18 protein-coding genes and 2 pseudogenes are annotated in these 25,171 nt (G+C 73.2%); 12 read left to right on the top strand and 8 right to left on the bottom strand.

The features are described 5' to 3' along the window. Window positions 1–220 precede the first annotated feature (220 nt). Complete coding sequence (locus H8R17_RS22310) at window positions 221–868, top strand: ScbR family autoregulator-binding transcription factor (RefSeq protein ID WP_187824979.1); 648 nt, start codon at window positions 221–223, stop codon at window positions 866–868. A gap of 22 nt (window positions 869–890) precedes the next feature. After that, window positions 891–2,075 (top strand): damage-control phosphatase ARMT1 family protein, encoded by a 1,185-nt coding sequence (locus H8R17_RS22305; protein WP_187824978.1) that lies wholly within the window; start codon window positions 891–893, stop codon window positions 2,073–2,075. Between the two features lie 203 nt (window positions 2,076–2,278). Here H8R17_RS22305 and H8R17_RS22300 read toward each other — a convergent pair whose 3' ends face one another. Continuing rightward, complete coding sequence (locus tag H8R17_RS22300) at window positions 2,279–3,385, bottom strand: PHP domain-containing protein (RefSeq protein ID WP_187824977.1); 1,107 nt, start codon at window positions 3,383–3,385, stop codon at window positions 2,279–2,281. Between the two features lie 154 nt (window positions 3,386–3,539). Between H8R17_RS22300 and H8R17_RS22295 the strand changes: the two genes are divergently transcribed. Further along, entirely contained in the window at window positions 3,540–4,487 is a 948-nt protein-coding gene (locus H8R17_RS22295) for a LysR family transcriptional regulator (protein WP_187824976.1), read from the top strand. Window positions 4,488–4,774: 287 nt separating this feature from the next. Continuing rightward, window positions 4,775–4,924 (top strand): annotated as a pseudogene (locus H8R17_RS22290) (ATP-binding cassette domain-containing protein); the annotation flags it as partial. A 61-nt stretch (window positions 4,925–4,985) separates the two neighbouring features. Here H8R17_RS22290 and H8R17_RS22285 read toward each other — a convergent pair. Further along, the gene (locus H8R17_RS22285) at window positions 4,986–6,227 is read right to left on the bottom strand and encodes an endonuclease/exonuclease/phosphatase family protein (RefSeq protein WP_187824975.1); all 1,242 of its coding nucleotides are present in this window, start codon (window positions 6,225–6,227) and stop codon (window positions 4,986–4,988) included. A 183-nt stretch (window positions 6,228–6,410) separates the two neighbouring features. Here H8R17_RS22285 and cyc2 point away from each other — a divergent pair, with 183 nt between their 5' ends. After that, window positions 6,411–8,567, top strand: a complete 2,157-nt coding sequence (cyc2, locus tag H8R17_RS22280; RefSeq protein WP_187824974.1) for a germacradienol/geosmin synthase Cyc2 — start codon at window positions 6,411–6,413, stop codon at window positions 8,565–8,567. Between the two features lie 67 nt (window positions 8,568–8,634). Here the strand turns inward: cyc2 and H8R17_RS22275 are convergent, their stop codons facing one another. After that, the gene (locus H8R17_RS22275) at window positions 8,635–9,375 is read right to left on the bottom strand and encodes a glutamine amidotransferase-related protein (RefSeq protein ID WP_187824973.1); all 741 of its coding nucleotides are present in this window, start codon (window positions 9,373–9,375) and stop codon (window positions 8,635–8,637) included. A gap of 95 nt (window positions 9,376–9,470) precedes the next feature. Between H8R17_RS22275 and H8R17_RS22270 the strand changes: the two genes are divergently transcribed. Beyond that, window positions 9,471–10,337 carry a LysR family transcriptional regulator gene (locus H8R17_RS22270; RefSeq protein ID WP_187824972.1) on the top strand — a complete coding sequence of 289 codons (867 nt, stop codon included), beginning with the start codon at window positions 9,471–9,473 and terminating at the stop codon, window positions 10,335–10,337. 98 nt (window positions 10,338–10,435) lie between these two features. Next, window positions 10,436–11,011 (top strand): PDZ domain-containing protein, encoded by a 576-nt coding sequence (locus H8R17_RS22265; protein WP_187824971.1) that lies wholly within the window; start codon window positions 10,436–10,438, stop codon window positions 11,009–11,011. On the opposite strand, the pseudogene H8R17_RS22260 reads toward H8R17_RS22265, so the two are convergent. Further along, window positions 11,004–11,303: pseudogene (locus H8R17_RS22260) on the bottom strand (phosphodiesterase); the annotation flags it as partial. The gene H8R17_RS22265 and the pseudogene H8R17_RS22260 sit on opposite strands and share 8 nt — an antisense overlap. 178 nt (window positions 11,304–11,481) lie before the next feature. On the opposite strand from H8R17_RS22260, the gene H8R17_RS22255 reads away from it, so the two are divergent. Further along, window positions 11,482–12,609: an aminopeptidase P family protein gene (locus H8R17_RS22255; protein ID WP_187824970.1), complete on the top strand. Its 1,128-nt coding sequence runs from the start codon at window positions 11,482–11,484 to the stop codon at window positions 12,607–12,609. A 48-nt stretch (window positions 12,610–12,657) separates the two neighbouring features. Beyond that, window positions 12,658–13,611 carry an aminoglycoside phosphotransferase family protein gene (locus H8R17_RS22250; RefSeq protein ID WP_187824988.1) on the top strand — a complete coding sequence of 318 codons (954 nt, stop codon included), beginning with the start codon at window positions 12,658–12,660 and terminating at the stop codon, window positions 13,609–13,611. Window positions 13,612–13,710: 99 nt separating this feature from the next. On the opposite strand, the gene treZ is transcribed toward H8R17_RS22250, so the two are convergent. Then, window positions 13,711–15,456 carry a malto-oligosyltrehalose trehalohydrolase gene (treZ, locus tag H8R17_RS22245; RefSeq protein ID WP_187824969.1) on the bottom strand — a complete coding sequence of 582 codons (1,746 nt, stop codon included), beginning with the start codon at window positions 15,454–15,456 and terminating at the stop codon, window positions 13,711–13,713. 185 nt (window positions 15,457–15,641) lie between these two features. On the opposite strand from treZ, the gene H8R17_RS22240 reads away from it, so the two are divergent. The 3 genes from H8R17_RS22240 (at window position 15,642) to H8R17_RS22230 (ending at window position 18,133) form a co-directional block, all read left to right on the top strand. Further along, entirely contained in the window at window positions 15,642–16,196 is a 555-nt protein-coding gene (locus H8R17_RS22240; protein ID WP_187824968.1) for an FHA domain-containing protein, read from the top strand. 153 nt (window positions 16,197–16,349) lie between these two features. After that, window positions 16,350–17,711: a M14 family zinc carboxypeptidase gene (locus H8R17_RS22235; RefSeq protein ID WP_187824987.1), complete on the top strand. Its 1,362-nt coding sequence runs from the start codon at window positions 16,350–16,352 to the stop codon at window positions 17,709–17,711. Continuing rightward, window positions 17,708–18,133, top strand: a complete 426-nt coding sequence (locus tag H8R17_RS22230) for an SSI family serine proteinase inhibitor (RefSeq protein ID WP_187824967.1) — start codon at window positions 17,708–17,710, stop codon at window positions 18,131–18,133. Before H8R17_RS22235 ends, H8R17_RS22230 begins: the two co-directional genes overlap by 4 nt. 205 nt (window positions 18,134–18,338) lie before the next feature. On the opposite strand, the gene H8R17_RS22225 is transcribed toward H8R17_RS22230, so the two are convergent. The 3 genes from H8R17_RS22225 to glgX form a co-directional block, all read right to left on the bottom strand. After that, window positions 18,339–19,589, bottom strand: a complete 1,251-nt coding sequence (locus H8R17_RS22225) for a M14 family zinc carboxypeptidase (protein WP_187824966.1) — start codon at window positions 19,587–19,589, stop codon at window positions 18,339–18,341. A gap of 769 nt (window positions 19,590–20,358) precedes the next feature. Next, a complete protein-coding gene (treY, locus tag H8R17_RS22220) occupies window positions 20,359–22,749 on the bottom strand; it encodes a malto-oligosyltrehalose synthase (RefSeq protein WP_187824965.1) in 2,391 nt (796 codons plus the stop codon). A gap of 80 nt (window positions 22,750–22,829) precedes the next feature. Then, window positions 22,830–24,986, bottom strand: coding sequence for a glycogen debranching protein GlgX (glgX, locus tag H8R17_RS22215; RefSeq protein WP_187824964.1), 2,157 nt, complete (start codon window positions 24,984–24,986; stop codon window positions 22,830–22,832). Between the last annotated feature and the right edge of the window lie 185 nt (window positions 24,987–25,171).

Below are 25,171 nucleotides of genomic sequence, written 5' to 3'. Positions count from 1 at the left end.
CGGTGCCTCATCGGCACCGGCCGGCCCGCCGTGTGTTATGTCCGGTACCGTCCTCGCGGATAGATACCGGACGTGCTGTTTTCTCTGGCTGGTACTGCATCAGGTGGCCAAGTTCGGGTGTGCGGAAGTGGTTTGCGGGGTCGACGAGTGAGTTATCGTGTGCACGGGGTAAAAAACAAACGGCACGACCCGTTCATTTCCGGCCCAGGAGATTCAGCCGATGGCGAGGCAGTTACGCGCCGAACAGACGCGTTCGACGATCATCACGGCGGCCGCCGACCTGTTCGACCGCCACGGCTACGAATCGACCAGTCTCAGCGACATCGTCGAGCACGCCCAGGTCACCAAGGGGGCCCTGTACTTCCACTTCGCGGCGAAGGAGGACCTCGCCCACGCCATACTCGAACTGCAGTCCCAGACCTCGCGTCGGCTGGCGCGGGACACGGACGTCCGTGGGCACTCCTCCCTCGAGTCCCTGATGCGGCTCACCTTCGGGCTCGCCCGGCAGTCCGTCGAGTGCCCCGTGCTGCGGGCCGGACTGCGGCTCGCCACCGGCGGTGTCCGAGTACGGCCGCCGCTGCGGCACCCCTTCACGGAGTGGCTGGAGATCGTCACGACCAGGCTGGTCGGCGCGGTCAAGGAGGGCGACCTCAACCCGGAGACCGATGCCGACGCCGTCGCGCACTCGCTGGTCAGCTTCTTCGTCGGCACGCGCGTCGTGGGCCGCTCCCACGAGCCGCTGGCCCGGCAGCCGCGCCGAGTCGCCGAGATGTGGCAGATCCTCATCCGCGGCCTGGTCCCGGTGACCCGGCGCGCGCGGTACCTGAGCCTCGCGGCACGCCTGGAGCGGGAGATCATCCCCTGCTGACGCGCACGCTACGGTGAGGCGCATGCCCGACACCGAGTCCGCGCCCGTGATCCTCGGCAACGAGCCCGGATCGTTCCCGCACAGCGTGCTGGCCGAGCGGCACCCCGCCATCATCCGGCAGGTCCGCGAGGACTTCCCGTACGGTCCCGGCATCCGCCGCGCCCTCGACGCGCTGCTGGCGAGCTGCACCGAGGGCGGCATCGAGGCGCTGCCCGCCGGCGCGCACGACGGGGACCGCTGGGCGAGCTGGGGCCTGCCGGAGTTCGTCGGCCGGTCCTGGTTCGACGTGCCCTGGCTGTGGTCCGAGAGCTACTTCTACCGCCGGCTGCTGCACGCCGTCGGCTACTTCGCCCCCGGCCCCTGGCAGGGCGTCGACCCCTTCCGCCCCGCCAAACTCACCGAACTCGGCGCCCCGGCGACCGACGAGGAACTCTCCGCCCTCGACGCCCTCACCACCCGCCCCACCGACGAACAGGCCCAGGTCCTGCTGCACGGCTCGGTGTGGGGGAACCGGGCGGATCTGGGGTTCCGCATGTCCACGGGGGGAGCCGCCCGGGACACCGCGGCCCCGGCTCCCAGTCTGGTCGCCGACGACAGCGCCGCCCTCTGGTCCCTGCTGCCGCCGGGCGGCGCCGGCACGCTCTGTCTGGTCGCCGACAACGCGGGCCGGGAACTCGTACCCGACCTCCTGCTCATCGCCCATCTGCTGGACCACGGGCACGTGGCCCGCGCCCTCCTGCACGTCAAGCCGTACCCGTACTACGTCTCCGACGCCACCACCGCCGACGTGCTCGACGTGCTGCGCCGGCTCACCTCGGCCGGGGGCGCGGCAGCGTCGTACGGCCGCACCCTGTGGTCGGCGATGGCCGACGGCCGGCTCACCCTGCGCGCCCACCCCTTCTCCTGCGCCCCGCTGCCCTTCGTGCGGATGCCGGCCGACCTGCGCGATGAGTTCGCCGCGGCCACGGTCACCATCGTCAAGGGCGACCTCAACTACCGCCGCTTGGTCGGCGACCACCTCTGGCCCCCGACCACGTCCTTCACGGAGGTCGCGGCCCACTTCCCCGGCCCGGTCGCCGCCCTGCGCACGCTCAAGTCCGACGTGATCACCGGCCTGGACACCCGTACCGAGGCCGCGCTGGTGGCCGCGGAGGACCAGCGTTGGCGCACGAGCGGCACACACGCCCTGATCCAGGCGCGCACGTAACGCACGGCCTATGGGCTTGCCGGGAAACAAGTCGTGGCAAGCCCTAAGGGCCTGGGAGGTACCCCCCAGGGCGGCACGGGTGGGCGCGGCGGCACCCCGCCAGCGCCGGGCTGCGCGACCTACCCCCGACCCACCCCAACGCCGGGCGCCGAACGACTGTGGTCATCCGACGCCCACCCACGCCTCCGCCCCGAACGCCCCCTTCACGTCGGACGCAAGGGACGCCGCATCCACGGTGGCGCGCAGCGCGTACACCGTCGTACGCCGCGCGCCCCGCGCACACTCAAGTGAACGGGGCTGTCCCCGGGATGGTCGGCAAGCATCCGCTTCAGCTCGGCCACCGACCGCTCGTTGATCCGACGGGCCGGCAGCGCAAGCCGCACGAGCGGCCCTCCACCACGCTCGGCCGCCGACACGTCCAGCACGGCAAGCTCCCGGCCGAAAACGTTCAGCGTGCCGTCGCGGTCCTCGATCCGTCCCGTGACGGAGACGACGTTGTCCTCGGCCAGCGCATGCTCCACGAGCCGGTGCACGGCCGGGAAGAACAGCACCTCGATCCCGGCGTCCCGGTCGACGAGGTTCACCACGGCCCACGCGTTGCCCTGCTTGGTCACCTTGTGCTGCACCCCGGTGATCAGCCCCGCCAGCCGCACCTCCCCACCGGTGCGGCCCGAGGCGAGCAGGTCGGCGACGGAGCAGTCCCGCGCCGTGGCGAGGAGGTGCTCGGCACCGTCCAGCGGATGGGCGGAGACGTACAGGCCGAGCATCTCCCGCTCGGTGGACAGCAGTCGGCGGCGCGGCCACTCCGTCTCGTCGACGGGGAAGTCCAGACCCAGGCCCGACCCGCCGTCGCCCTCCGCTTCCGCGCCCAGTCCGGCGAAGAGGTCGTCCTGCCCGAAGCTCGCCGCCTTCTTCACCGGAATCACCGCGTCGACGGCGGCCTCGTGGATCGCGGTCAGCCCCTTGCGGGTGTGCCTCAGGGAGTCGAAGGCGCCCGCCTTGACCAGGGACTCCACGGCCCGCTTGTTCAGCGCGGGCAGGTCCACCGCCCGGCCCCCAGAACTCCCGCTTCCGGGAGAACCGGGAGGACGGCGCCACGTACGCCTCGATCCCGATGACCGGCCGCACCCGTCGAAGTCCCTGGCGACCTGCGCGAACTCGTAGGCGCCGAACATGCTCCCGTGGTCGCTCATCGCGATCGCCGGCATGCCCTGCCGGGCCACCTCGGCGAACATCGGCCCCAGCTTCTGCGCGCCGTCCAGCATGGAGTACTCGGTGTGGTTGTGCAGATGGACGAAGGAGTCCGGCATGGGGGAGTCGCCTCCAGATTAGTACAACCGTGGGTTGATATGGGAGCAGGGCCGCTGCGGGCCGCGACCATCAAAGAGGCATGTGGAGTGACGAATCAAACAACTGGCGTGCTGCCGAGTAACAACCCTGTGTTGTGTGGATAGGGTGGCTGCCGTGGATCTCAATGCCGTCCGTACGTTCGTCGTGGTCGCCGGCACCGGGCAGTTCCAGAAGGCCGCCGTGGACCTGTCGCTCACCCAGCAGGCCGTGTCCAAGCGCGTCGCCGCGCTGGAGCGGGACCTCGGGGTGCGGCTGCTCACCCGCACGGCGCGCGGCGCTGAACTCACCATCGACGGGCAGGTGTTCCTGCCGCACGCCCGCGCCCTGCTGGACGCCGAGGAGCGGGCCGGGACCGCCGTACGGCCCGGCAGCCGCGCGCTGCGCGTGGACGTCCTGCGCCGCCGGGTCTCGACGGCCGGTCTCGTGCGGGACTTCCACCGTGCGCACCCCGACATCCCCCTCGACGTCGTGACGCTGCACGGCGCCGAGAAGGCCCTCGCCGCCGTCCGCGACGGCACCGTCGACGCCACGTTCCGCGCCGTCACCGCGCCCGGACAGCAGATCCCCGACGGCATCGACGCCGTACACGTCCTGGACGAGCCCATGTTCCTGTGCACCGGCCCCGGCCACCCGCTCGCGGACGCCGTCGCGGTGACCCCCGCCCAGCTCGCCGGGCACCGGATCTGGATGCCCGGCAACGAACCCGGAACCGAATGGGCCGCGTACTACGACGCCCTCGCCGCCACCTTCGGGCTGACCATCGACACCATCGGCCCCAACTTCGGCGTGGACGCCCTGCTCGAATCGATCGAGGGCTCCTCGACGGTGGCGACCCTCCTCAGCGAGCGGACCCCGCTCGTCTGGCCTGCCGGCTACGACCTGCGGCTCATCCCGCTGCGCGACCCCACCCCGGTCTACCCGCACTGGCTGCTGTGGCGCGGCGACAACGCGCACCCCGGTCTCGCCGCTCTGTACGACTACCTCACCGCGCGCCGTACCGGCCCCGGCCTCGCTGAGGGCGAGGTGTGGACCCCGGGTTGGGCCCGCGGGGTCAGGCGGTAGCGGCGTTGCCTGTTCTCCACACAGCGGTGGATCAGGTGCACACAGCGGCGGATCAAGAAAGGCGCCGGGCGTACGCGCTGTGCAACCCGGTGCTGCAGTTCGCGCCTGCCGTCCCGCCGCCCGCCCGGAACACCGACCCGCTGCGCGCGGAGGCCGCCGCCGTCCTGCGCCTCACGCCGCCGGAACGGCTGTGGTTCCTGCTCCCGCCTCGGGCCTGCTGGCGGTCGAGGAACGGCTGGCCGGCCGGGGGAGGACCGTATGACCCGGGTGATGGGAACCGTCCTGGACTGCGCCGCCGGGGCCTGGCCCGAGCCGAGCGACGCGCGGAGGCCGAGGCCATCCTGGACCGGGTCGGCCTGACCGGTGTCGCCCGCCGCCACCCCTGGCAGCTCTCCGGCGGCAGGCAGCAACGCGTCGCCATCGCCCGCGCCCTGGTCTGGGCGGGCGGTGCGCTCGGGCACCGCCCGCTGCCGACGTCGGCAACCGCTCGCCGACGCCTCAGAGCGGCCGTACGTCCTGCCACACCAGCCGGTGGTCCGACGTCGGGACCGTCGTGCCGTCCCCGGTCAGCCGGTACAGCGGATCGCCGGACGTCGGCCAGAACACGCCGTTCGCCCCGGGGGCCAGGCCCTTGGAGGGTATGACGTGGTCCACGCGCAAATTGCCGGGCTCGCCGTCGCCGAAGTCGGCGGTGTCGTACGCCGGATTCCCGGTGTGCGAGGCGTTCGCGCCGCCCTGCGAGCGGGCCGCCTCCACGCCGCCCGCACTGGCCGGCGGCCGTGCCGGCAGGCACACCGCCGGGTGCTCCAGCAACTGCCGTACGGCGTGGTCGTAGCTGTCCCCGTCGTACGGATCGGCGTTGAGGTCGCCCGCGATGACGAACCGCGCGCCCGGCCGCAGACCGCCCCTGCGCCCCCGGTCGTCGTACAGGTAGGCGCTGCGCCGGCGCCCGCCGATGTAGTCGGCCCACAGGCGGATCTCGTCGTGGTTGCGGCGGCCGTTGCGGTCCTCGGGCCCGTCGAAGGTGGGCGGCGTCGGATGCGACACCAGGAAGTGCACGGTGTCGTGGCCGATCCGCACCGGCACGTCCCAGTGCGACTTGGACGACAGCCTGAGGATCGCCCGCGCCTCGTCGCTGTAGTACCCCTCTGGCATGACGTTGCCCGGCATGTCCCTCCACAGGAAGTGCCGGAAGGTGCGCACCGCGCGTGTGTCGATGGGGTACTTGGACAGCACGACCATGCCGTACTGCCCCGGGAACCAGCCGTACCCGAAGGCGTCCTGTCCGTACGCGTCCGAACCCGGCGTCGTCACCGCGCCGTTCTTCCCGTCCAGGTCGACACCCGTGGCCACGCCCGTGTTCACCGGAGCCGCGAAGCGGTACGGATAGCGGACCGGCCGGGCACCGTTCTGCCCGACCGCCAGGTAGTTGCGCAGGAACAGGCCGACCGCCGCGCCCTGCTCGTCGTGGTCGAACTCGTTGATCAGCAGCACGTCCGGGTCGACGCGCTGGATCGTCTCGGCGGCGTTGCGCGCCTGCGCGTTGTCCGGCGTGGACAGGTCCTTGACCAGGGTGCCCTGCGTGGCGCGGTTCAGCGAGGCGTTGAACGTGGCGAATCGCACCGTGCGGCCGGGGTGCCGGCCGGCCGCCGAGGCACGGGCCGTCGTGGCGGCGGCCAGCGCCCCGCCCGCCAGGGAGACGAGAGCGGTGCGACGGGAGAGACCTCTGAGGTGGTTCATCGGAACTCCGGTGACGGGAGACAGGTCAGGGGACAAGGCGTGAACTTCCGTAGTCTGCGCGCGTAGAGGTGAACGCCACAAGGGCCGCCGGGAACTCCCGCATTCACCGCCGATTCACACGATGGTGTGATCACGTCCCGGCCCCGCGGATGCCGCCGAACGGCCCTGGGTAGGGGCCCGGCCATGACGCAGCCGTTCGAACTCCCGCACTTCTACATGCCGCACCCCGCGCGGCTGAACCCACATGTCGACGAGGCCCGCGCCCACTCGACCGGGTGGGCGCGCGAGATGGGCATGCTGGAGGGCTCCGGGATCTGGGAACAGGCAGACCTCGACGCGCACGACTACGGACTGCTCTGCGCCTACACCCACCCCGACTGCGACGCCGAGGCACTGTCGCTCATCACCGACTGGTACGTGTGGGTGTTCTTCTTCGACGACCACTTCCTGGAGATGTTCAAGCGCACCCAGGACCGCGCCGCCGGGAAGGCCCACCTGGACCGGCTGCCGCTGTTCATGCCGCTGGACCTGTCGACTCCCGTACCGGAGCCGGAGAACCCGGTCGAGGCGGGCCTCGCCGACCTGTGGGCGCGCCCGGTGCCGAGGATGTCCGCCGACTGGCGCCGCCGCTTCGCCACCGCCACCGAGCACCTGCTCAACGAGTCGTTGTGGGAGCTGTCCAACATCAACGAGGGGCGGATCGCCAACCCCGTCGAGTACATCGAGATGCGCCGCAAGGTGGGCGGCGCCCCCTGGTCGGCGGGGCTCGTGGAGTACGCCACCGCCGAAGTCCCCGCCGCCGTCGCGCAGTCCAGGCCGCTCAGGGTGCTCATGGAGACGTTCTCCGACGCCGTGCACCTGCGCAACGACCTGTTCTCCTACCAGCGCGAGGTCGAGGACGAGGGCGAGAACAGCAACGGCGTGCTCGTCCTGGAGACCTTCTTCGGCTGCACCACCCAGGAGGCCGCCGACACCGTCAACGACATCCTCACCTCCCGGATGCAGCAGTTCGAGCACACCGCGCTCACCGAAGTGCCCGCGCTGGCCCTGGACAACGGCCTCACCCCGGCGGAGGTCGCGGCCGTCGCGGCGTACGCGAAGGGCCTGCAGGACTGGCAGTCCGGCGGCCACGAATGGCATCTGCGCTCCAGCCGGTACATGAACGAGGGCGCCCGCTCCACCGCCCCCTGGCAGGGCCCCACCGGCCTCGGCACCTCCTCCGCCGACGTCCGCGCCCTGCTCGCCTCGGCGGGCGCCGAGCGCCTGCGCGCCTACACGCACGTGCCGTACCAGAAGGCCGGGCCGTCCCTGATCCCCGACATCCGCATGCCGTTCCCGCTGGAGCTCAGCCCGCACCTGGACGGCGCCCGCCGCCGGCTGGCCGACTGGACGCACCGGATGGGCATGCTCAGCGAGGGCGTCTGGGACGAGGACAAGCTCGCCGCCAACGACCTCGCCCTGTGCTCGGCGGGCCTCGACCCGGACGCCACGCCCGAGGCCCTCGACCTTAGCGCGCAGTGGCTGGCCTGGGGCACCTACGGCGACGACTACTACCCGCTCGTCTACGGCCACCGCCGAGACCTGGCCGCCGCCCGGCTCACCACGGCACGCCTGTCGGACTGCATGCCCCTCGACGGCGAGGAGGTGCCGCCTGCGGTCAACGCCATGGAACGCAGCCTCATCGACCTGTGGGCGCGGACCACGGCGGACATGACGCCCGAGGAACGGCTCCCGCTGAAGAACGCGGTGAACGTGATGACCGAGGCGTGGGTGTGGGAACTGTCCAACCAGCTCCAGCACCGCATCCCCGACCCCGTCGACTACTTGGAGATGCGCCGCCAGACCTTCGGCTCCGACCTCACCCTGAGCCTGTGCCGGGCGGGCCACGGCCCGGCCGTCCCGCCCGAGATCTACCGCAGCGGCCCCGTCCGCTCGCTGGAGAACGCCGCCGTCGACTACGCCTGCCTGCTCAACGACGTCTTCTCGTACCAGAAGGAGATCGAGTACGAGGGCGAGATCCACAACTCGATCCTCGTCGTGCAGAACTTCTTCGGCTGCGACTACCCGGCCGCCCTGGGCGTCGTCCACGACCTGATGGCCCAGCGCATGCGGCAGTTCGAGCACGTCGCCGAGCACGAACTGCCCGTCCTCTACGACGACTTCGGGCTCTCGGACGAGGCCCGCGCGATCATGCGGGAGTACGTGACGGACCTGCAGAACTGGATGGCCGGCATCCTGAACTGGCACCGGCACGTGGACCGCTACAAGGCCGAGTACCTGGCCCGCCGTGCCCACGGCTTCCTCCCGGACCGCCCGCCCGCCGTACCCACCCTCAGCTGACACCCGAATGTGCTCGTACGGAGTTCGACCACAGCCACAGCCACGGCCACGGCCACGACCACGGGGGTCACACGGGCTGACCCCGGTACCGCGCCGCGTGCGTGACGGCGGCTCGCGCCAACGCCCGGACCATGGGGTGCGGGCGCGAGCCGTCGCCCGCCAGTTCCGGCTGGAACAGCGAGGCCAGGAAGAAGGGATGACCGGCGAGTTCGGCGATCCGGGCGTGGCCGTCCTCGTCGCGGCCGGAGAACCGCATGCCGTGCGCGCGCAGGGCGTCGAGGTGACGGGAGGGGCCGTATGCGCAGAAGTAGCGCTCGACCGTGCGCGCCGACCCGATCACGGACTCGGCGAGCGAGCCGGGCTCGATGGTGACGGCGGCCTCGTGGCCCACCAGTGAGCAGGCCAGCGGCTCGATGAGCGGGTCGTCGGCGCCGGGGTCGTTCTCGGCGTGCGCCGCGTGCGGCAGACCGCACACGTCGCGGGCGAACTCCAGCAGCGCGTGCTGGAATCCGGCGCACGTGCCCAGGAACGGGATGCCCTCCTCGCGCGCGGTGCGGATCGCCGCGAGCACACCGGCCTCGCTGCGGAAGGGGCTGCCCGGCACCACCCACACGGCGTCGAACGCGCCCACCGCGTCCGCGTCCCCGGCCTCCTCGGACGGGATCCAGTAGGCGTCCAGGACGAGCCGGTCGCGTTCGGCGAGGGCGTCGAGCAGGAGCGGGATGCGCGTGTGCGACGCGACGCTGGGGGAGCGGTCGCCGACCAGGGCGATCCGGGCGGTCCGTGACGTGGCAGCGGTGTTCGTCATGGCCGTCATCCTGGGCGGCGCACGGAGTTCACGTCCAACGATGATTCCTGCACCCGCGATAAGCGGAGCTGATGCGGTGCGCGATGCTGGTCCGCATGGACCCGCACCTGCTGCGCACGTATGTCACCGTCGCCCGGCTCGGCTCGTTCTCGCGGGCCGCGCGCGAGCTGGGGTACACCCAGTCGGCGGTGTCCCAGCACATCGCCGCGCTCGAACAGGACCTGGGAGCCTCGCTGCTGACCCGCCGCCCGGTCGCCCCCACGGTGGCCGGCGAGCGGCTGCTGGAGCACGCCGGTCCGCTGCTGCTGCGCCTGGACGCGGCTCGCGCCGATGTCGTACGGATCGCGGCGGCGCCCGCGCACGGGCTGGCGCTCGCGGCCACACCGACCGCGCTGGGGCCGCGGGCCGTCGCCGCGCTCCCGCCCGCCGGCGTGACCCTACGGGTGCTGCCCCGTGAGGAGATCCCCGCCGCCGTAGCCACCGGCAAGGCCGACCTGGGCCTGGTCGACGGCCTCGCCGCCCCCAGCGACCCGCTGCGGGTGCCCGACGTGGCACCCCTGACCGCGCACGGCGTGGCGGAGGAACCCGTCTGCGTCCTGCTGTCCGGCACGCACCCCCTCGCCGGGCGCCGCGGCCTGCGCCTCGGCGACCTCGCCGACGCCCGGTGGCTGGACGCCCCCGACGCGGCCCTGCCCCTGGCCCAGCTGCGCGCCGCGATAGGCGGCCACGGCTTCCGCCCCGCCCTGCGCTACGCGGGCACGGACGTCCGCACCCTCACCGCCCTGGCCGCGGCCGGCCACGGCCTGACCCTGCTGCCCCGCTCCGCGGCCGCCGGAGTGCCGGGCACGGCCGCCGTCCCGGTCACGGACCCGCGCCTGGTGCACCGGACGGAGCTGCTCCACGCGAGCTCCCCGGCGGGACCGGTGGCCGGCCTGGTACGGGCGCTGCTCGAACCGGCCTGACGCCTATGGCTTCCCGCCCTTGACCGCAGGTCAGTCTCACTCGTTCGTGGCTCGTCGACCGCCTGTGTGCCGGGTAGAGCACCAGCCGGAGGTGATCCATGGAACAGACTGCGCTGCGACCCAAGCCGATGCCCGGCCAGGAACCCGGCGGTGGCACCCGGTCCGGCTCCGCCCGGCGCCCGCATGCCGAGCGCCGGTGCGGACGACGGCTCACGACCCTGCTGCTGGGCCTGTTCGCCGGGGCGCTCCTGGTCCTGTCGGGGGTCGGTCTCGGCACGGTGGGCGCCACGGTGATCGGCATGAGCAGGCTCGCGGAACTCCAGCGGCAGGCGGGACAGCAGAGCAGCCCGTCGGCCTGGGCACGCCCCAGCCCCTCCCCGCTGACGCCGAGCCCGTCGCCGGTGGCCGTCCGGGCGACGCTCGGCGTGGAGGTCGTCGACGCCGGGAAACCTGGTGCGAGGGTCGTCGGCGTCCACGTGCCCGGCCCGGGATACTCGGCGGGGCTGGTCCGGGGCGACGTACTCCTCACGTTCGGCAGGGCCCGGGTCGACTCGGCCGCCGACCTCGCCCGCGCGGTGGCCCGCGCCCGTCCCGGCGACGCGGTGAAGCTGACGGTACGGCACCGCAGTGGCGGCTACCAGCAGCTGACGGTCGTCCCCGGCGTCGTCACGTGACTACCCGGAAGTGGCTCGTGAGCCGCCCGGCGTCGTCCAGCACATGGAAGGACAGCCCCACCGGCGCGTCCCGGTCCGCGACCTGCTCGCCCTCCCAGGGCAGCCGCAGCGTCCACGGCACGCCCGGACCGGCCACCAGGGGGCGCCCGCCGAATGTGGTCGCGGCCGGCGTGTGCGCGTGGCCCGTGAGGATCCCCGCGATCTCGGGCCGGCGAGCCAGGGTCGTCTCGATCCAGTCGTATGTCTCCTCGTCCAGCTCCCCCTCGGCGCTCCCGGGGGCGCCGGAGTCGCATGGCTGAGCGATCCTCAACCGTTACCGCGGCCCGGGTGACGGCGCTGTCCGGCGACCACGGGGATGACGGCGCAACCGTGCGGGCAGGCCGGGGCGAAGACCGCAAACCGGCTCGCGCAGCCCCCTCCGGGCGGGCAGGATGCTGCCCGTAACCCCTTCGCAGCCCTGGGAGGCCCGGATGACCGGCACCGCGCCCGCGCCCTTCACCGCCGACGACCACCAGGCCCGCATGCAGCGCGCCGCGCGGTCGGCCGCCGAGGCCGGGCTGGCCGGACTGCTCGTGGCACCGGGACCGGACATGGTCTGGCTCACCGGCTACACGCCCACCGCGGACACCGAACGGCTCACCCTGCTCGTCCTGGCCGCCGGCCGGGACCCCGTCCTCGTCGTCCCCGCCCTGGAGGCCCCGGACGCCGAGAAGGCGGCCGGCGCGCCCGCCCTGACCCTGCGCGACTGGACCGACGCCGCGGACCCCTACGCCGTCGCGGCCGGCCTCCTCGATCCGGGCGGCCGGTTCGGCATCAGCGACAACACCTGGGCGATGCACCTGCTCGGCCTGCAGAAGGCCCTGCCGGACACCGCCTACGCCTCCCTCACCGAGGCCCTGCCGATGCTGCGCGCCGTCAAGGACGCCGCCGAACTGGAACTCCTGGCGGCCGCCGGAGCCGCCGCCGACGCCACGTTCGAGGAGATCCGGAGGGTGCCCTTCGGCGGCCGGCGCGAGGCGGAGGTCGCCGCCGACCTGGCCGACCTGCTACGGCAGTTCGGGCACGCGCAGGTCGACTTCACCATCGTCGCCTCAGGACCGAACGGCGCCAACCCGCACCACGAGGCCGGCCACCGCGTCATCGCACCCGGCGACATGGTCGTCCTCGACTTCGGCGGCCTCAGGGACGGCTACGGCTCCGACACCTCCCGCACGGTTCACGTCGGCGAACCCACCAAAGAGGAGCGCCGGGTCCACGACATCGTGCGCGAGGCCCAGGAGGCCGGCGTCCGCGCGGTCCGCCCCGGCGCCGCCTGCCAGGAGGTCGACCGGGCCGCCCGCGCGGTCATCGACGGCGCCGGGTACGGCGACCGCTTTATCCATCGCACCGGGCACGGCATCGGCGTCACCACGCACGAACCGCCGTACATGAACGAGGGCGAACAGCAGCCCCTGGTCCCCGGTATGTGCTTCTCCGTGGAACCCGGCATCTACCTGCCCGGCCGGTTCGGCGTCCGCATCGAGGACATCGTCACCGTCACCGAGGACGGCGGGCGCCGCCTCAACGACACCACCCGCGAGATGGTCATAGTGGACTGAACGGCTCCGGCAGTGCCCACCACGCCCCCGACCGACAACGGCGCGACCATGACCCAGGCACCGACACCCACCGCGGACACCGTCCGCCAACTGGTCCGTACCCTGCTGAAGAACGGCCCGGAGACGGCCCTGGGCCCCGACGTCCGGCCGGCATCCGAGGGCGCCGCGGGCGTCGGGCCCGCCACCTGGTGGGTCGGCACCCGCCACGTGCTGCGCCTCGCCCCCGACCGCGCCGCCGCCGTGCGCCAGCGCCGCGAACTGCGCCTGCGCGACCTCGTCCACCCGCACGTCCCGGTCGCGATGCCGGCCAGCGTGGCGCACGGAGAGTGGGCGCCGGGGCTGCCCTACACGCTGGACACCAAGGTGCCCGGCGGCTCGGCGAAGCAGCACGACGTGTCCGCCCTGGGCGAGGCCGACCTGGCCGGGCTGCTCACCGGGCTGCGCGAGGTGCCGGTACGGCAGGCCGAGGCGCTCGGCGTGCCGCGCACCGCCCCGCGCTCCCTCGAGGCGCTGCGCCGGGCCGCCGGGAGCGCCGTCGAACGGCTCGCCGAGGCCGACGAGTTCGACCCCGCGCGCCTGCACCAGTTCACCGGACCGGCCGCCGTCCAGCTCGCCGCCCAGCCCGGCTCGGCCGTCCTGGTCCACCATGCGCTCACGGCCGACCACCTCGTGGTCAGCGCCGACGGCCGGGTACGCGGCGTGCTCGGCTGGGCCGACGCGGTCGTCGGCGACCCCGCCGAGGACATCGCCGGGCTCGCCCGGGCCGTGGGGTCCCCCGCCGCCGTCCGTGCCGCCACCCTCGCGGGCTACGGCGCCCGCCCCTGCCTGCGCGGCCTCTGGCTCGCCCGCTGCGACAGCGTCGTCCACCTCGCCGAGGCCCTCACCGGCCGCTCCACGGCCCCCCTCCCGGCCCTGAGGGACCGCCTCCGCCACGCCTGGGAGGCGATCCTCCTGGAACGGGTGACGGAACTGCGCGAGGACGACGACACGGGCGCGCATTAGGGCGTGCATCGAAAGTGGATCTTGGCGAGGCGCTAACCTTAAACTCTTGCGCCACCTCTCGTAAACGCTTGCGCAAGCGTTTACGCCGCCCGCCCTCCGTCACGGCTGGAGCAGCACCACACACGACTCCCCGGGCAGGCGCAGCGCCCCGTCCTCGCCCGGGGGCTCGGTGGGTTCCCAGGCGGCGAGTACGTCCGCGTGGCCGGGGCCGAGGGGGATCTCGGCCGGTTCCTTGGCGAGGTTCACGGCCACACGGACGTCGCCGCGCCGGAAGGCGAGCCAGCGCTGGTCCTCGTCGTAGGCGACCTTGGTGTCGGCGAGGTCGGGATCGGTCAGGTCGGGCTGCTCGTGGCGCAGGGCGATGAGCCGGCGGTACCAGGCCAGCACGCGCGCGTGGGGCTCGCGTTCCGGCTCGGACCAGTCGAGGCAGGAACGGTCGCGGGTCGCCGGGTCCTGCGGGTCGGGCACGTCCTCCTCGGCCCAGCCGTGCGCGGCGAACTCCCGCCTCCTGCCCCGGCGTACGGCGTCGGCCAGCTCGGGGTCGGTGTGGTCGGTGAAGAACTGCCACGGCGTGCCCGCCGCCCACTCCTCGCCCATGAACAGCATCGGCGTGAACGGCGCGGTCAACATCAGGGCGGCAGCACAGGCCAGCAGCCCCGGTGAGGCCAGCGCCGACAGCCGGTCGCCCTGAGCGCGGTTGCCGACCTGGTCGTGGGTCTGGGTGTAGCCGAGCAGCCGGTGCGCGGCCACGCGCGTACGGTCCAGGGGGCGGCCGTGGTGGCGGCCCCGGAAACTCGAATACGTGCCGTCGTGGAAGTAGCCGCCGGTGAGCGTCTTGGCGAGCGCGGCGAAGGGAGCGCGCGCGAAGTCGGCGTAGTAGCCCTGGGACTCACCGGTCACCGCGGTGTGCAGGGCATGGTGGAAGTCGTCGTTCCACTGCGCGTGCAGCCCGAGGCCGCCCTCCACGCGGGAGGTGATGAACCGCGGGTCGTTCAGGTCGGACTCGGCGATCAGGAACAGCGGCCGGCCCGTCTCGGCGGCGAACTCGTCCACGGCCGTCGACAGCTCCTCGAGGAAGTGGCACGCGCGCGTGTCCGCCAGCGCGTGCACCGCGTCCAGCCGCAGCCCGTCGATCCGGTAGTCGCGCAGCCACGCCAGCGCGCTGCCCACCAGGTAGGCGCGCACCTCGTCCGAGCCCGGCGCGTCCAGGTTGACCGCGGAACCCCACGGGGTGTGGTGCGTGTCCGTGAAGTACGGGCCGAACGCCGGCAGGTAATTGCCCGACGGCCCCAGGTGGTTGTGCACCGCGTCGAGGACCACGCCCAGACCCAGCGCGTGAGCCCGGTCGACGAACCGCTTCAGCCCTTCGGGCCCGCCGTACGGCTCGTGCACCGCCCACAGCGACACCCCCTCGTATCCCCAGCCGTGCCGGCCCGGGAAGGGGCACAGCGGCATCAGCTGCACGTGCGTGACGCCCAGCTCCGCCAGATGCTCCAGCCGCTCGGCCGCCGCGTCCAGAGTGCCCTCGCGCGTGTACGTGCCCACGTGCAGTTCGTACAGCACCGCCCCCGGCAGCGACCGCCCGCCCCACTCCGTGCGCCACGCGTACCGCCCGTGGTCCACGACCGCGCTCAGCCCGTCCGGGCCGTCCGGCTGCCGGCGCGAGCGCGGATCAGGCAGCACCGGCCCGTCGTCCAGCGCGAACCCGTACCGCGATCCGGGCTGCGCCTCCGCCTCGGCTCGCCACCATCCCGGCCGCTGCGGATTGCGCTCCAACGCGCGCGTGGCGCCGTCGCACTGGAGCGTCACACGATCGGCCTGCGGTGCCCACACCTCGAACTGCACGGACGGTTCCCCTTCGTCTGCTCACCGTGATGTAGCCCGTCCATGGTGCGTCAAACGCGATCAATCCGCTTTCGTATCTTCCCTTTTGCGGCAGGTGTCGTGCCCTGCTCTGTGACGTACGCGCGCGTGGCCGCCGTTTTCCCGTTTTCTGGACACCAAGGGTCCACTGACCGACAATCAGCTGCGTGACGTCGTCCTTCGAGTTCAACACGTACCCCGCGCGGCTCTCCGACGCGGAGCGCGACAGGGCCCTGAGGCTGCTGCGGGACGGCGTCGCCATGGGCCGGCTGTCCCACGACACGTTCATCCGCCGCATGGAGCTGGCGCTCGCCGCCCGCCGCTCGGACGAACTCGCCGTGCTCACCGCCGACCTGCCGCCCACCGAGGGCCGTCTCTCCCGCGTGCTGATCGGCGCCGTCGAGGCCGTCTCCGGCTTCACCGTACGGTTGCGCAGGGCCTGGCGGGCCGAGCGGCTGCCCAAGCTGCTGCTGCCGCACTCGGGGAACAGCCACCCCCTGCGCATAGGCCGCGACCCCGCCAACGGCCTCAGGCTGACCCACGAGACGGTCTCGCGCGTGCACGCCGAACTCAGCCGCCAGGGCGGCACGTGGGTGCTGCGCGACCTCGGCTCCACCAACGGCACGACGGTGAACGGACGGCGGGTCGTCGGCGCCGCCGTCGTCCGCGAGGGCGACCAGATCGGCTTCGGGCAGATGGCGTTCCGGCTCGCCGCGCACTGAGCCCCGCCCGAGCTCTGGCCTGGGCTTTACCTGATGTTCCTGTTGAAAAGTCGTTCCGTACCGCGCTGTTGACGTACCCCGGAAGTCGTGACTGACTGTGGGTGCGTCATGTACACCACGTGAACCGACGGCACCGCATCGTGGAGGTGTGCCCTGCCCCCACTCCTCCGCTACCCGACCGTCGACGAGCTGGGCGCCCGGGCCGCCGCCCTCGTCGCCCGCCACCCCGCGGACGCCCGGCTGCGCCGGATCGGCACCTCCCGCGCGGGCACCCCCATGTGGCTGCTCTCCGTGGGCCACGGCAGCCGCCAGGCCCTCGTCGTCGCCGGACCGCACGCCAACGAACCCGTCGGCGGCGCCACCGCCCTGCGCCTGGCCGAGCGCGCCCTCGCCGACTCCCGGCTCACCGCGGGCGCCGACGCCACCTGGAACCTGCTGCTGTGCCTGGACCCCGACGGCCTGCGCCGCAACGCGGCCTGGCTGTCCGGCCCGTACACCCTCGGCCGCTACTTCCGGAAGTTCTTCCGGCCCGGCTTCCTGGAGCAGCCCGAATGGCTGCCCGACGGTGCCGCGGCGGCCGTCCTGCCGGAGACCCGCGCCCTGCTCGGCCTCCAGGACGAACTGCGGCCCTTCCTGCAGTGCTCGCTGCACGGCGTCGACGTCGGCGGCGGCTTCGTCGAGCTGACCCGCGAGCTGCCCGGCCTCGCGCAGCGCGTCGCGCACACCGCGGCCCGCCTCGGCATCCCGCGCGAGCTGGGCGCCTACGACACCCTGTACTGGCCGGACATCGGGCCCGCCGTCTACCGCATCCCGCCGCCGCGCCGGGGCGACCTGGTCGCCGCCATAACCGAGGCCGCCGTCGAGTCGACGTGGTTCCACCCGCACCGGTACGGCACCGTGACGGCGGTCGTGGAGGCGCCCATGTGGGGCGTGGCCGCCGTGGAGGACGGCTCGCCGCCCGCGGACCGCGACGCGGTGCTGCGCGCCGTGAGCCGCACCCTGCGCCGCGACACCCGGCTCCTGCGGCGCCTTCTCGACCGCATCCGGCCCCACCTGGCCGCCGGGCCGGACGCGGCCCGGCTGCTCGCGCCGGTCGACGACTATTTACTGGTCTGCCCCGGCCTCGCGGACGCGTGGGACCCCGACTGCGGCGCCCCCGACGGCGCGGCCGCCCACCCGATGCCGCCGCTCAGCACCGCCCACCTGACCGCCCTGCGCATCGCCGGGCGGCGGCTGGCCCTGCGCACGGCCGGGCTGCTGCACCAGCTGGTGGCCGGGGCCGCCCGGGACCCGGCCGGGGTGCTGCCGGAGCTGGACCAGCTCATCGACGGGTGGTGCGCCGACTACCGCGACGGCTGCGGGGCGCGCTGGATCCCGGTCGCACGCCAGGCCGAGTACCAGACGCGTGTGGTACTCGCCGCGTTCGACCTGGCCGTACGGCACGCGCCCGCGTGCTCCCGTTCGGGTGAGCCGGGTTGGGGTTACGGGGCCGCCGTGCCGATGCACCGGGAATGACGAACACCACGTACACCTCGCGAGAAGCCGTACGGGGCGCCGCACTGGCGGCGGCCGCCCTGCTCGTCGCCTGTGCCGCCCCCGCACGGGCGAGCGCCGTGGAGGCCGGCCCGGGGGACTGGCTCTACCTCACGGTCACCCGCGGCGACGCGCGCTTCAGCGAGATGCGCGGCACGCTGCTGCTGTGCGACCCGCCCCGGGGGCACGCGCGCGCCGCCGAGGCCTGCGCCGACCTGGACGCGGCGGACGGCGATGTCGCCCGCATCCTGACGAAGGACGCCCACTGCCCGATGGTCTACGCGCCGGTGACCGCCCACGCGCGCGGGGAGTGGCACGGCCGGCCCGTCGAGTACCGGGAGACCTTCTCCAACGGGTGCGTGATGGCGGCGCACACGGGGGTGGTGTTCGCGCTGGACGGCTGACGGTGCGGGGGGCAGGGCGTCATGGCCGGTGTCGGGGTGACCGTGGTGGGGCACCCCGCGCGTGTGAGTGACGGCGTGCCCGTGCCCCGCCGCTCGGCCCGCCCGCCGGCCTCTGTCGCTCAGGTTGCTCACGTGGTCCCATCGCGTACGCCCGATGTGCCCGTTGCTCACACCGTCCGGTCGCGTGCGCTCGTCGCCCCGTTGCTCACACCGTCCGGTCGCGTGCGTGGTGGGCCGCCGCGACCACCGTGCGGGACTGGTGCTCGACCTGGTGCTCCAGCGGTACCCAGCGGGCGCGGAAGCCCACGGTGAAGGCCTCGCTCCAGGTCGCCACGAGCCGTTCCAGACGCCCCGCCGCACGGTCGTCGCTCTGCTGCAGGACCCGTAGCAGCATGGCCGCCGCCCGCAGCGGCACCCGCCGGGCGAAGGCGTCCACGCTGCCGACGTACGCGCGTGTGCGGTCGGCGGGCGGTGTGTGCATCAGGTCCGCGGCCAGCCCCGGCACCAGCCCGAGGCCCCACCTGGCGGCCCGCAGCAGCGGGCCGTCGGCGCCCTCCAGCCGGGGCTGGACGTCCCGCAGGAAACGCTCGACCTCGCGCGCGTCGCGCAGCAGCCGGTGCGCGAGCCGCCGGATCGCGGGAGCCGGGGCCGGATGCGGCGCCGGGTCGTCCACCAGGTCGCTCGCCCACATCGGCACCTCCACCACCGCGGTCAGGCCGCCGTACCGGTGGGCGTGGTACCAGGTGCTGTGCCGCGCGTCGTCCGGCAGGCTCGGGTACGCCGGTCCGGCGTCGGGCGACGGCATCACGCGCACGCCGGACCCCGACACGGGCCAGCCCGCGGCGTCCGAGGCGGCCGTCTCCACCGGGATGTGCAGCTGCGCCGCGGACTTGGCGAAGGGCTCGGCGAGACCGGGCACGTCTCTCGTCAACTGCACCCAGCTGCCGCCCAGTTCGGTGCCGTGCAGGGACACCTGGAGGTAGGGGCGCAGCTCGTCGATGACGCCGGTCAGGGCGCGGGTCTCGGGCGGCAGCCGGTCCGGCGGCACCATGGACGGCGCCCACTCCGGCTGCTCCGGTCCCGCGGGCCGGAAGAACCCGAGGTGGTAGTCGAACAGGCTGCGCGGCGTCGGGGTCACATGCAGGCTCGCCCCGTCGGGATCCGCGCACAGCAGGAAGTGCCAGGACGTGTCGGCCCGCAACTGCCGCTCGGACAGCACCCGTTCGGCGAGCGCGAGGAGAGTGGAGGCACCGGTCGGCTCGTTCGCGTGGGCGCCCGCGACCACCAGCACGGCGCGCCGGGCGCGGCCCACCGACAGCAGGTGCAGGGGCCTGCCCGCGCGGGAGGCGCCCACCTGTCTCAGCGTGCAGATGCCGGGCCGCTGGGCGGCCAACGCCCGGGCGGAGTAGACCAGTTCGGACACCGTCGGGTAGCGCAGCTTCAGCAGGAGACTCACCCCCCGTCACGTCCGCCCGGCTTCGCCTTCCGCAGTACCCCACGGCGGCGATGAGGTGTCAAGGGCGGCGACGGTGGAGGCGCCAGGGGCGCCCGGATGCACACACGGGCGGCCGGACACTCCCTGCGTCCGCCCACACGACCCGAAACCCACCACCGACCCCCTCGGCACCGACTCCACGACCTACGCCCGCAGGGGGTCCTGGGCTCGCTACGACCGGGATCCAAGCCCGGTCGCAGCTGGATCCGTCGCAGCTGGATCCAGGGCCCGTCACCGCCGAGGCCCGAGCCCGCCCGCGGCCGAGGCCCGAGCCCGCCCGCAGTCGAGGCCTGAGCCCGCCCGCAGCCGGGCCTGAGCCAAGCGCGCGTCGGGGGTACCGAGCTGCGCTTGCGGCCGGGGTTGCGAAGCCTCGTGCGTCCGGCGGCACCGGTACTTGAGGACGGTGCCTCGCGCCGCGGCCGCCTCCCTCCGAACATGCGCTGGGCGCCCCTGGCCGCCGCGGCCGGTGCCTGAACCCGCCCATGGCGGTGCCTGAGTCCGGCCGGAGCCGGGGCCCGAGTCCGCTCGTGGCCGGGGCACCGAGCCGCGCTCGCACATGCGCTGGGTGCCCCTGCTGAGCGCCATCCGCGCCTGCCTCGGTGCTGCCCGATGCCATGCCCAGCCCTCCCGGCGCGGCCCGCGCCTTGCTCGGCCCTGTTCTCGGCGCGCGGCATGCGTCCCAGGCTCGCTCGGCCCTGCTCCCGGTGCTTGGTCCGCAGGTCAGTCCCGTTCAGCCCTGCTCCCCTGCCCCTTCCACCGCGCCGTCGCCGACCCGCTCCAGCAGCGCCACCGGCCGGCGTGCGAACAGCTCCGCCACGCGCGCGTGCCCCGTGAACTCCGGTCCGGGGTCCTGGGCGTCGGTCCACCGGCCCGGTGGCAGCGGCAGGCGGGTGTCCTGCCAGCCGCCCGCCTCCGTCAGCCGCAGCGAGAGCCGGGTCACGGCCGTGAGTGCCGCACCGGAGCGGACGAAGGCCACGCAGTGCGCCGCCGCCGGGCCCTCGGCGGTCAGCGGAGCGTACGTCGCCGCGTCCCCGAAGGCCTCGGGCCGCCGGGCGCGCAGCCGCAGCGCCGCCCGCGTCACCGCCACCTTGTCGTCGGCATCCGCGGAGGGCTCGGGCGGGAACCGCACGACGCTCCGGTTGTCGGGGTCCACCAGCGCCCGGTACTCGCTCTCCGTGCCCTGGTAGACGTCCGGCACGCCCGGCATCGTCAGGTGCAGCAGCGCCATACCCAGGACGTTCGCCCGGATGTGCGGCTCCAGCGCCTCCCGCAGCGCGGCCACCCGCTCGCCCGGCACCCCGCACGGCCCCGCCGCCACGAACCGCGCCACCGCCTCCTCGTACGGCGGCTCCTGCTCCGTCCAGCTCGTGTACAGGCCCGCCTCGCGCACATGCTTCAGCAGGGCCCGCTGCACCCGCTCCGCGGACGCCGGCCCGAGCCCGAACACCGTCTGCCAGGCCGCCCACGCCAGCTGCGCGTCCGGCACGCCCTCACCGGTGCGCGTCACCTCCGTCAGCACGTCCGCCCAGTGCTGCGGGCACTCGGTGAGCACGGCCAGCGCCGCCCGCACGTCGGCACTGCGCTTGGTGTCGTGTGTGGACACGGCCGTCCCGCTCGCCGGCCAGTCGCGCTGCACGCGCGCGCAGTAGGCGTGGAACTCCTCGGCGGACACCGCGGGCCTGCCCGGGTTCCCGCCCACCTCGGTCGCCGACAGCAGCGGCACATAGCGGTAGAACGCCGTGTCCTCCACGGACTTCGCCCGCAGTGCCGACGCGGTCTGCGCGAACCGCGTCCGGAACTCCGTGTACTCGGGCCCCTCACCGGCCCGCCCCAGCACCAGGTCCCGTACGACGTCGACCGCCCCGGCCTCCTCGGGCACCACGAAGGCGAACTCGGCTTCGGCCGCGGCCTCCTCCGTGACGACCGAGGCCGCGTCGACGGACGCGTACGGCCGGTACACCTCCAGACGGACCAGCAGCTCCTGCAGCGCGGTGCGCAGCGCCCAGGGCGCCCGGTCGCGCAGCGCCGGGTCGGGCGAGCCCGCGCACAGCCGGCTCGCCACCCGGGTCAGCCGGTCGACCTCGGTGGCCAGCTCGTGCGTGAGCACCTTGTACGCCGCCCGCCGCACCGTCGCCTCCCACTGCCCGCCCCGGTCCGTCTGCGGGGCCGCGAACCGCCGGTACTGGCCGAGCAGGTCCCCGAACCCCGCCGGATCCGTGAACAGGCCGTCGACGTGCCGCAGGGCGTCGTATCCGGTGGTGCCTGCGACCGGCCAGGCGGCCGGCAGCCGCTCCCCGTCCGACAGGATCTTCTCCACGACCGTCCAGCGGCCGCCGGTCGCCTCGTGCAGCCGCCGCAGGTAGCCGTCGGGATCGGCGAGCCCGTCGGGATGGTCGACGCGCAGTCCGTCGACCACCCCTTCGCGCAGCAGGCGCAGGATCGTCGCGTGCGTGGCCTCGAACACCTCCGGGTCCTCGACCCGCAGCCCGATCAGCTCCGAGATGCTGAAGAAGCGCCGGTAGTTCAGCTCGGTCCGGGCCAGCCGCCACCACACCGGGCGGTACCACTGCGCGTCCAGCAGGTGCGGCAGCGGCAGGTCCTCGGTGCCCTCGCGCAGCGGGAATGCGTGGTCGTAGTAGCGCAGAACCGTTCCGTCGACCTCGAGCTCGTCCAATTCGGTGCCCAGCGGGTGCCCCAGCACCGGCAGCAGCACCTGCCCGCCCTGCGCCTCCCAGTCGATGTCGAACCACCGCGTGTACGGCGACTTCGGGCCCTCCCGCAGCACCTCCCACAGGGCGTGGTTGTGGCGCGGGGCCATGGCCATGTGGTTCGGCACGATGTCCACCACCAGGCCGAGCCCGTGCTCCCGCGCGGTGCGCGCCAAAGCCCGCAGCCCCTCCTCACCGCCCAGCTCGGCGCGCACGCGCGCGTGGTCCACGACGTCGTAGCCGTGCGCCGAGCCTGGCACCGCCTCGAGGACGGGGGACAGGTGCAGGTGCGAGACGCCGAGCGAGGCCAGGTACGGCACGGCCGCCGCCGCGGCTGCGAAGGGGAACTCGGGTTGCAGCTGGAGCCGGTACGTGGCCGTGGGCACCGCCGGGTCGGGTCGCTCAGGGGTCATGGAAACGTACGTACCCGCGTGGCCGGCTTTCGTGTCATCGGTCCCTCCATCTCCGCACACGCGCGTGCCCGCACCGCCCGTCAGACCGGCCGCTGCAGCACCGTCAGGCTCCGGTCCACGAGCCGCAGCCGCTCGCCGGCCTGCACCTTCGGGCCCGTGCCGGGCGGTACCCCGTCCGTGCGGGCGGTGTCGACCACGACCTGCCACTGACGGCCGTGATTGACCGGCACGACGAAGTCCAGCGGCTTGGGGGAGGCGTTGAACATCAGCAGGAACGAGTCGTCGGTGATGCGCTCCCCGCGCGTGCCGGGCTCCGAGATCGCGTTGCCATTGAGGAACACCGTCAGCGCCGACGCCGGCGCCGTGTCCCAGTCCCGCTGGGTCATCTCCCGGCCCTCCGGGGTGAACCAGGCGATGTCCGACAGCTCGTCGTGGGTGCCTTCCACGGGCCGGCCGTGGAAGAAGCGGCGCCTGCGGAAGACCGGATGGTCCCTGCGCAGCCACACCATCGCGCGCGTGAACTCCAGCAGCTCCCTGCGGACGTCCCGCTCGCCCTCGGCGGCCTCGGAGCCGTCGGCGTCCTCGGCCGGCTCCGGCCAGTCGATCCAGGCCAGCTCGTTGTCCTGGCAGTAGGCGTTGTTGTTGCCCCGCTGGGTGCGCCCGACCTCGTCGCCGTGACTGATCATCGGTACGCCCTGGGACAGCATCAGCGTCGCGATGAAGTTCCGCATCTGCCGCGCCCGCAGCGCCAGCACGTCCGGATCGTCGCTCTCGCCCTCGGTCCCGCAGTTCCAGGACCGGTTGTGGCTCTCGCCGTCCCGGTTGTCCTCGCCGTTGGCGTGGTTGCGCTTGTCGTTGTACGAGACGAGATCGCGCAGCGTGAACCCGTCGTGGCAGGTCACGAAGTTGATCGAGGCCAGCGGGCGTCGCCCGTCGTCCTGGTACAGATCGGACGAACCGGTCAGCCGGGATGCGAACTCCGCCAGCGTGCGCGGCTCGCCGCGCCACAGGTCCCGCACGGTGTCCCGGTACTTGCCGTTCCACTCCGTCCACAGCGGCGGGAAGTTCCCCACCTGGTAGCCGCCCTCGCCGACGTCCCACGGCTCGGCGATCAGTTTCACCTGGGACACCACCGGGTCCTGCTGCACGAGGTCGAAGAACGACGACAGCCGGTCCACCTCGTGGAACTGCCGGGCCAGGGTGGCCGCGAGGTCGAAGCGGAACCCGTCGACGTGCATCTCGGTGACCCAGTACCGCAGCGAGTCCATGATCAGCTGGAGCACGTGCGGGGACCGCATGAGCAGGGAGTTTCCCGTCCCCGTGGTGTCCATGTAGTAGCGGGGGTCGTCGGTGAGCCGGTAGTAGCGCGGGTTGTCGATGCCCTTGAAGGACAGCGTGGGACCCAGATGGTTGCCCTCGGCGGTGTGGTTGTATACCACGTCCAGGATGACCTCGATCCCGGCCTCGTGCAGCGCCTTCACCGCCGACTTGAACTCCAGGACCTGCTGGCCGCGGTCGCCCCAGGAGGCGTACGCGTTGTGCGGGGCGAAGAAGCCGATCGTGTTGTAGCCCCAGTAGTTGTTCAGGCCCATGTCCACCAGGCGGTGGTCGTTCACGAACTGGTGCACCGGCATCAGCTCCAGCGCCGTCACCCCCAGCTCGGTGAGGTGGTCGATGACCGCCGGGTGGGCGAGCGCGGCATAGGTGCCGCGCAGCTCCTCCGGCAGCCCCGGATGGCGCATGGTGAGGCCCTTGACGTGGGCCTCGTAGATCACCGTGTGGTGGTACTCGGTGCGCGGCAGCCGGTCGTCGCCCCAGTCGAAGTAGGGGTTGACCACGACCGATGTCATCGTGTGCGGTGCCGAGTCCAGGTCGTTGCGCCGTTCGGGCGCGTCGAAGTGGTAGCCGTAGACCTCCTCGCCCCAGTCGATCGAGCCGCTCATCGCGCGCGCGTACGGGTCGAGCAGCAGCTTCGCGGAGTTGCATCGCAGCCCGTACTCGGGTGCGTACGGTCCGTGCACGCGGAAGCCGTACCGCTGCCCGGGCATCACGCCGGGCACGTACGCGTGGCGCACGAAGGCGTCGCTCTCCCGCAGCTCGATCGCCGTCTCGGAGCCGTCGTCGTGCAGCAGACACAGCTCTACTCGGTCCGCGGCCTCCGTGAAGACCGCGAAATTGGTGCCGGCGCCGTCATACGTGGCACCGAGCGGATATGCCTCGCCAGGCCAGACCTGCATGGATACGACTCTTTCAGGTGGGCCCCGCCACTGGGGCGCCTTGGCCTCGAGTCTCCCCGAAAGTGACGGAACCACCTAGGACTTACGTCGCTCTTGCCGAGCGACCAGTGCAGACGCGGGTATGTCCAGTCACTGGTGTACCAGTGGGGCAGACATATACTCCCGGTGCTTTTGGGGGAGTAGGG

The organism is Streptomyces sp. TRM68367 (assembly GCF_014495685.1).
GTDB lineage: Bacteria > Actinomycetota > Actinomycetes > Streptomycetales > Streptomycetaceae > Streptomyces.
Note: the sequence above shows the minus strand (reverse complement) of the source record. Positions and strands in the feature narration are given on the sequence as shown.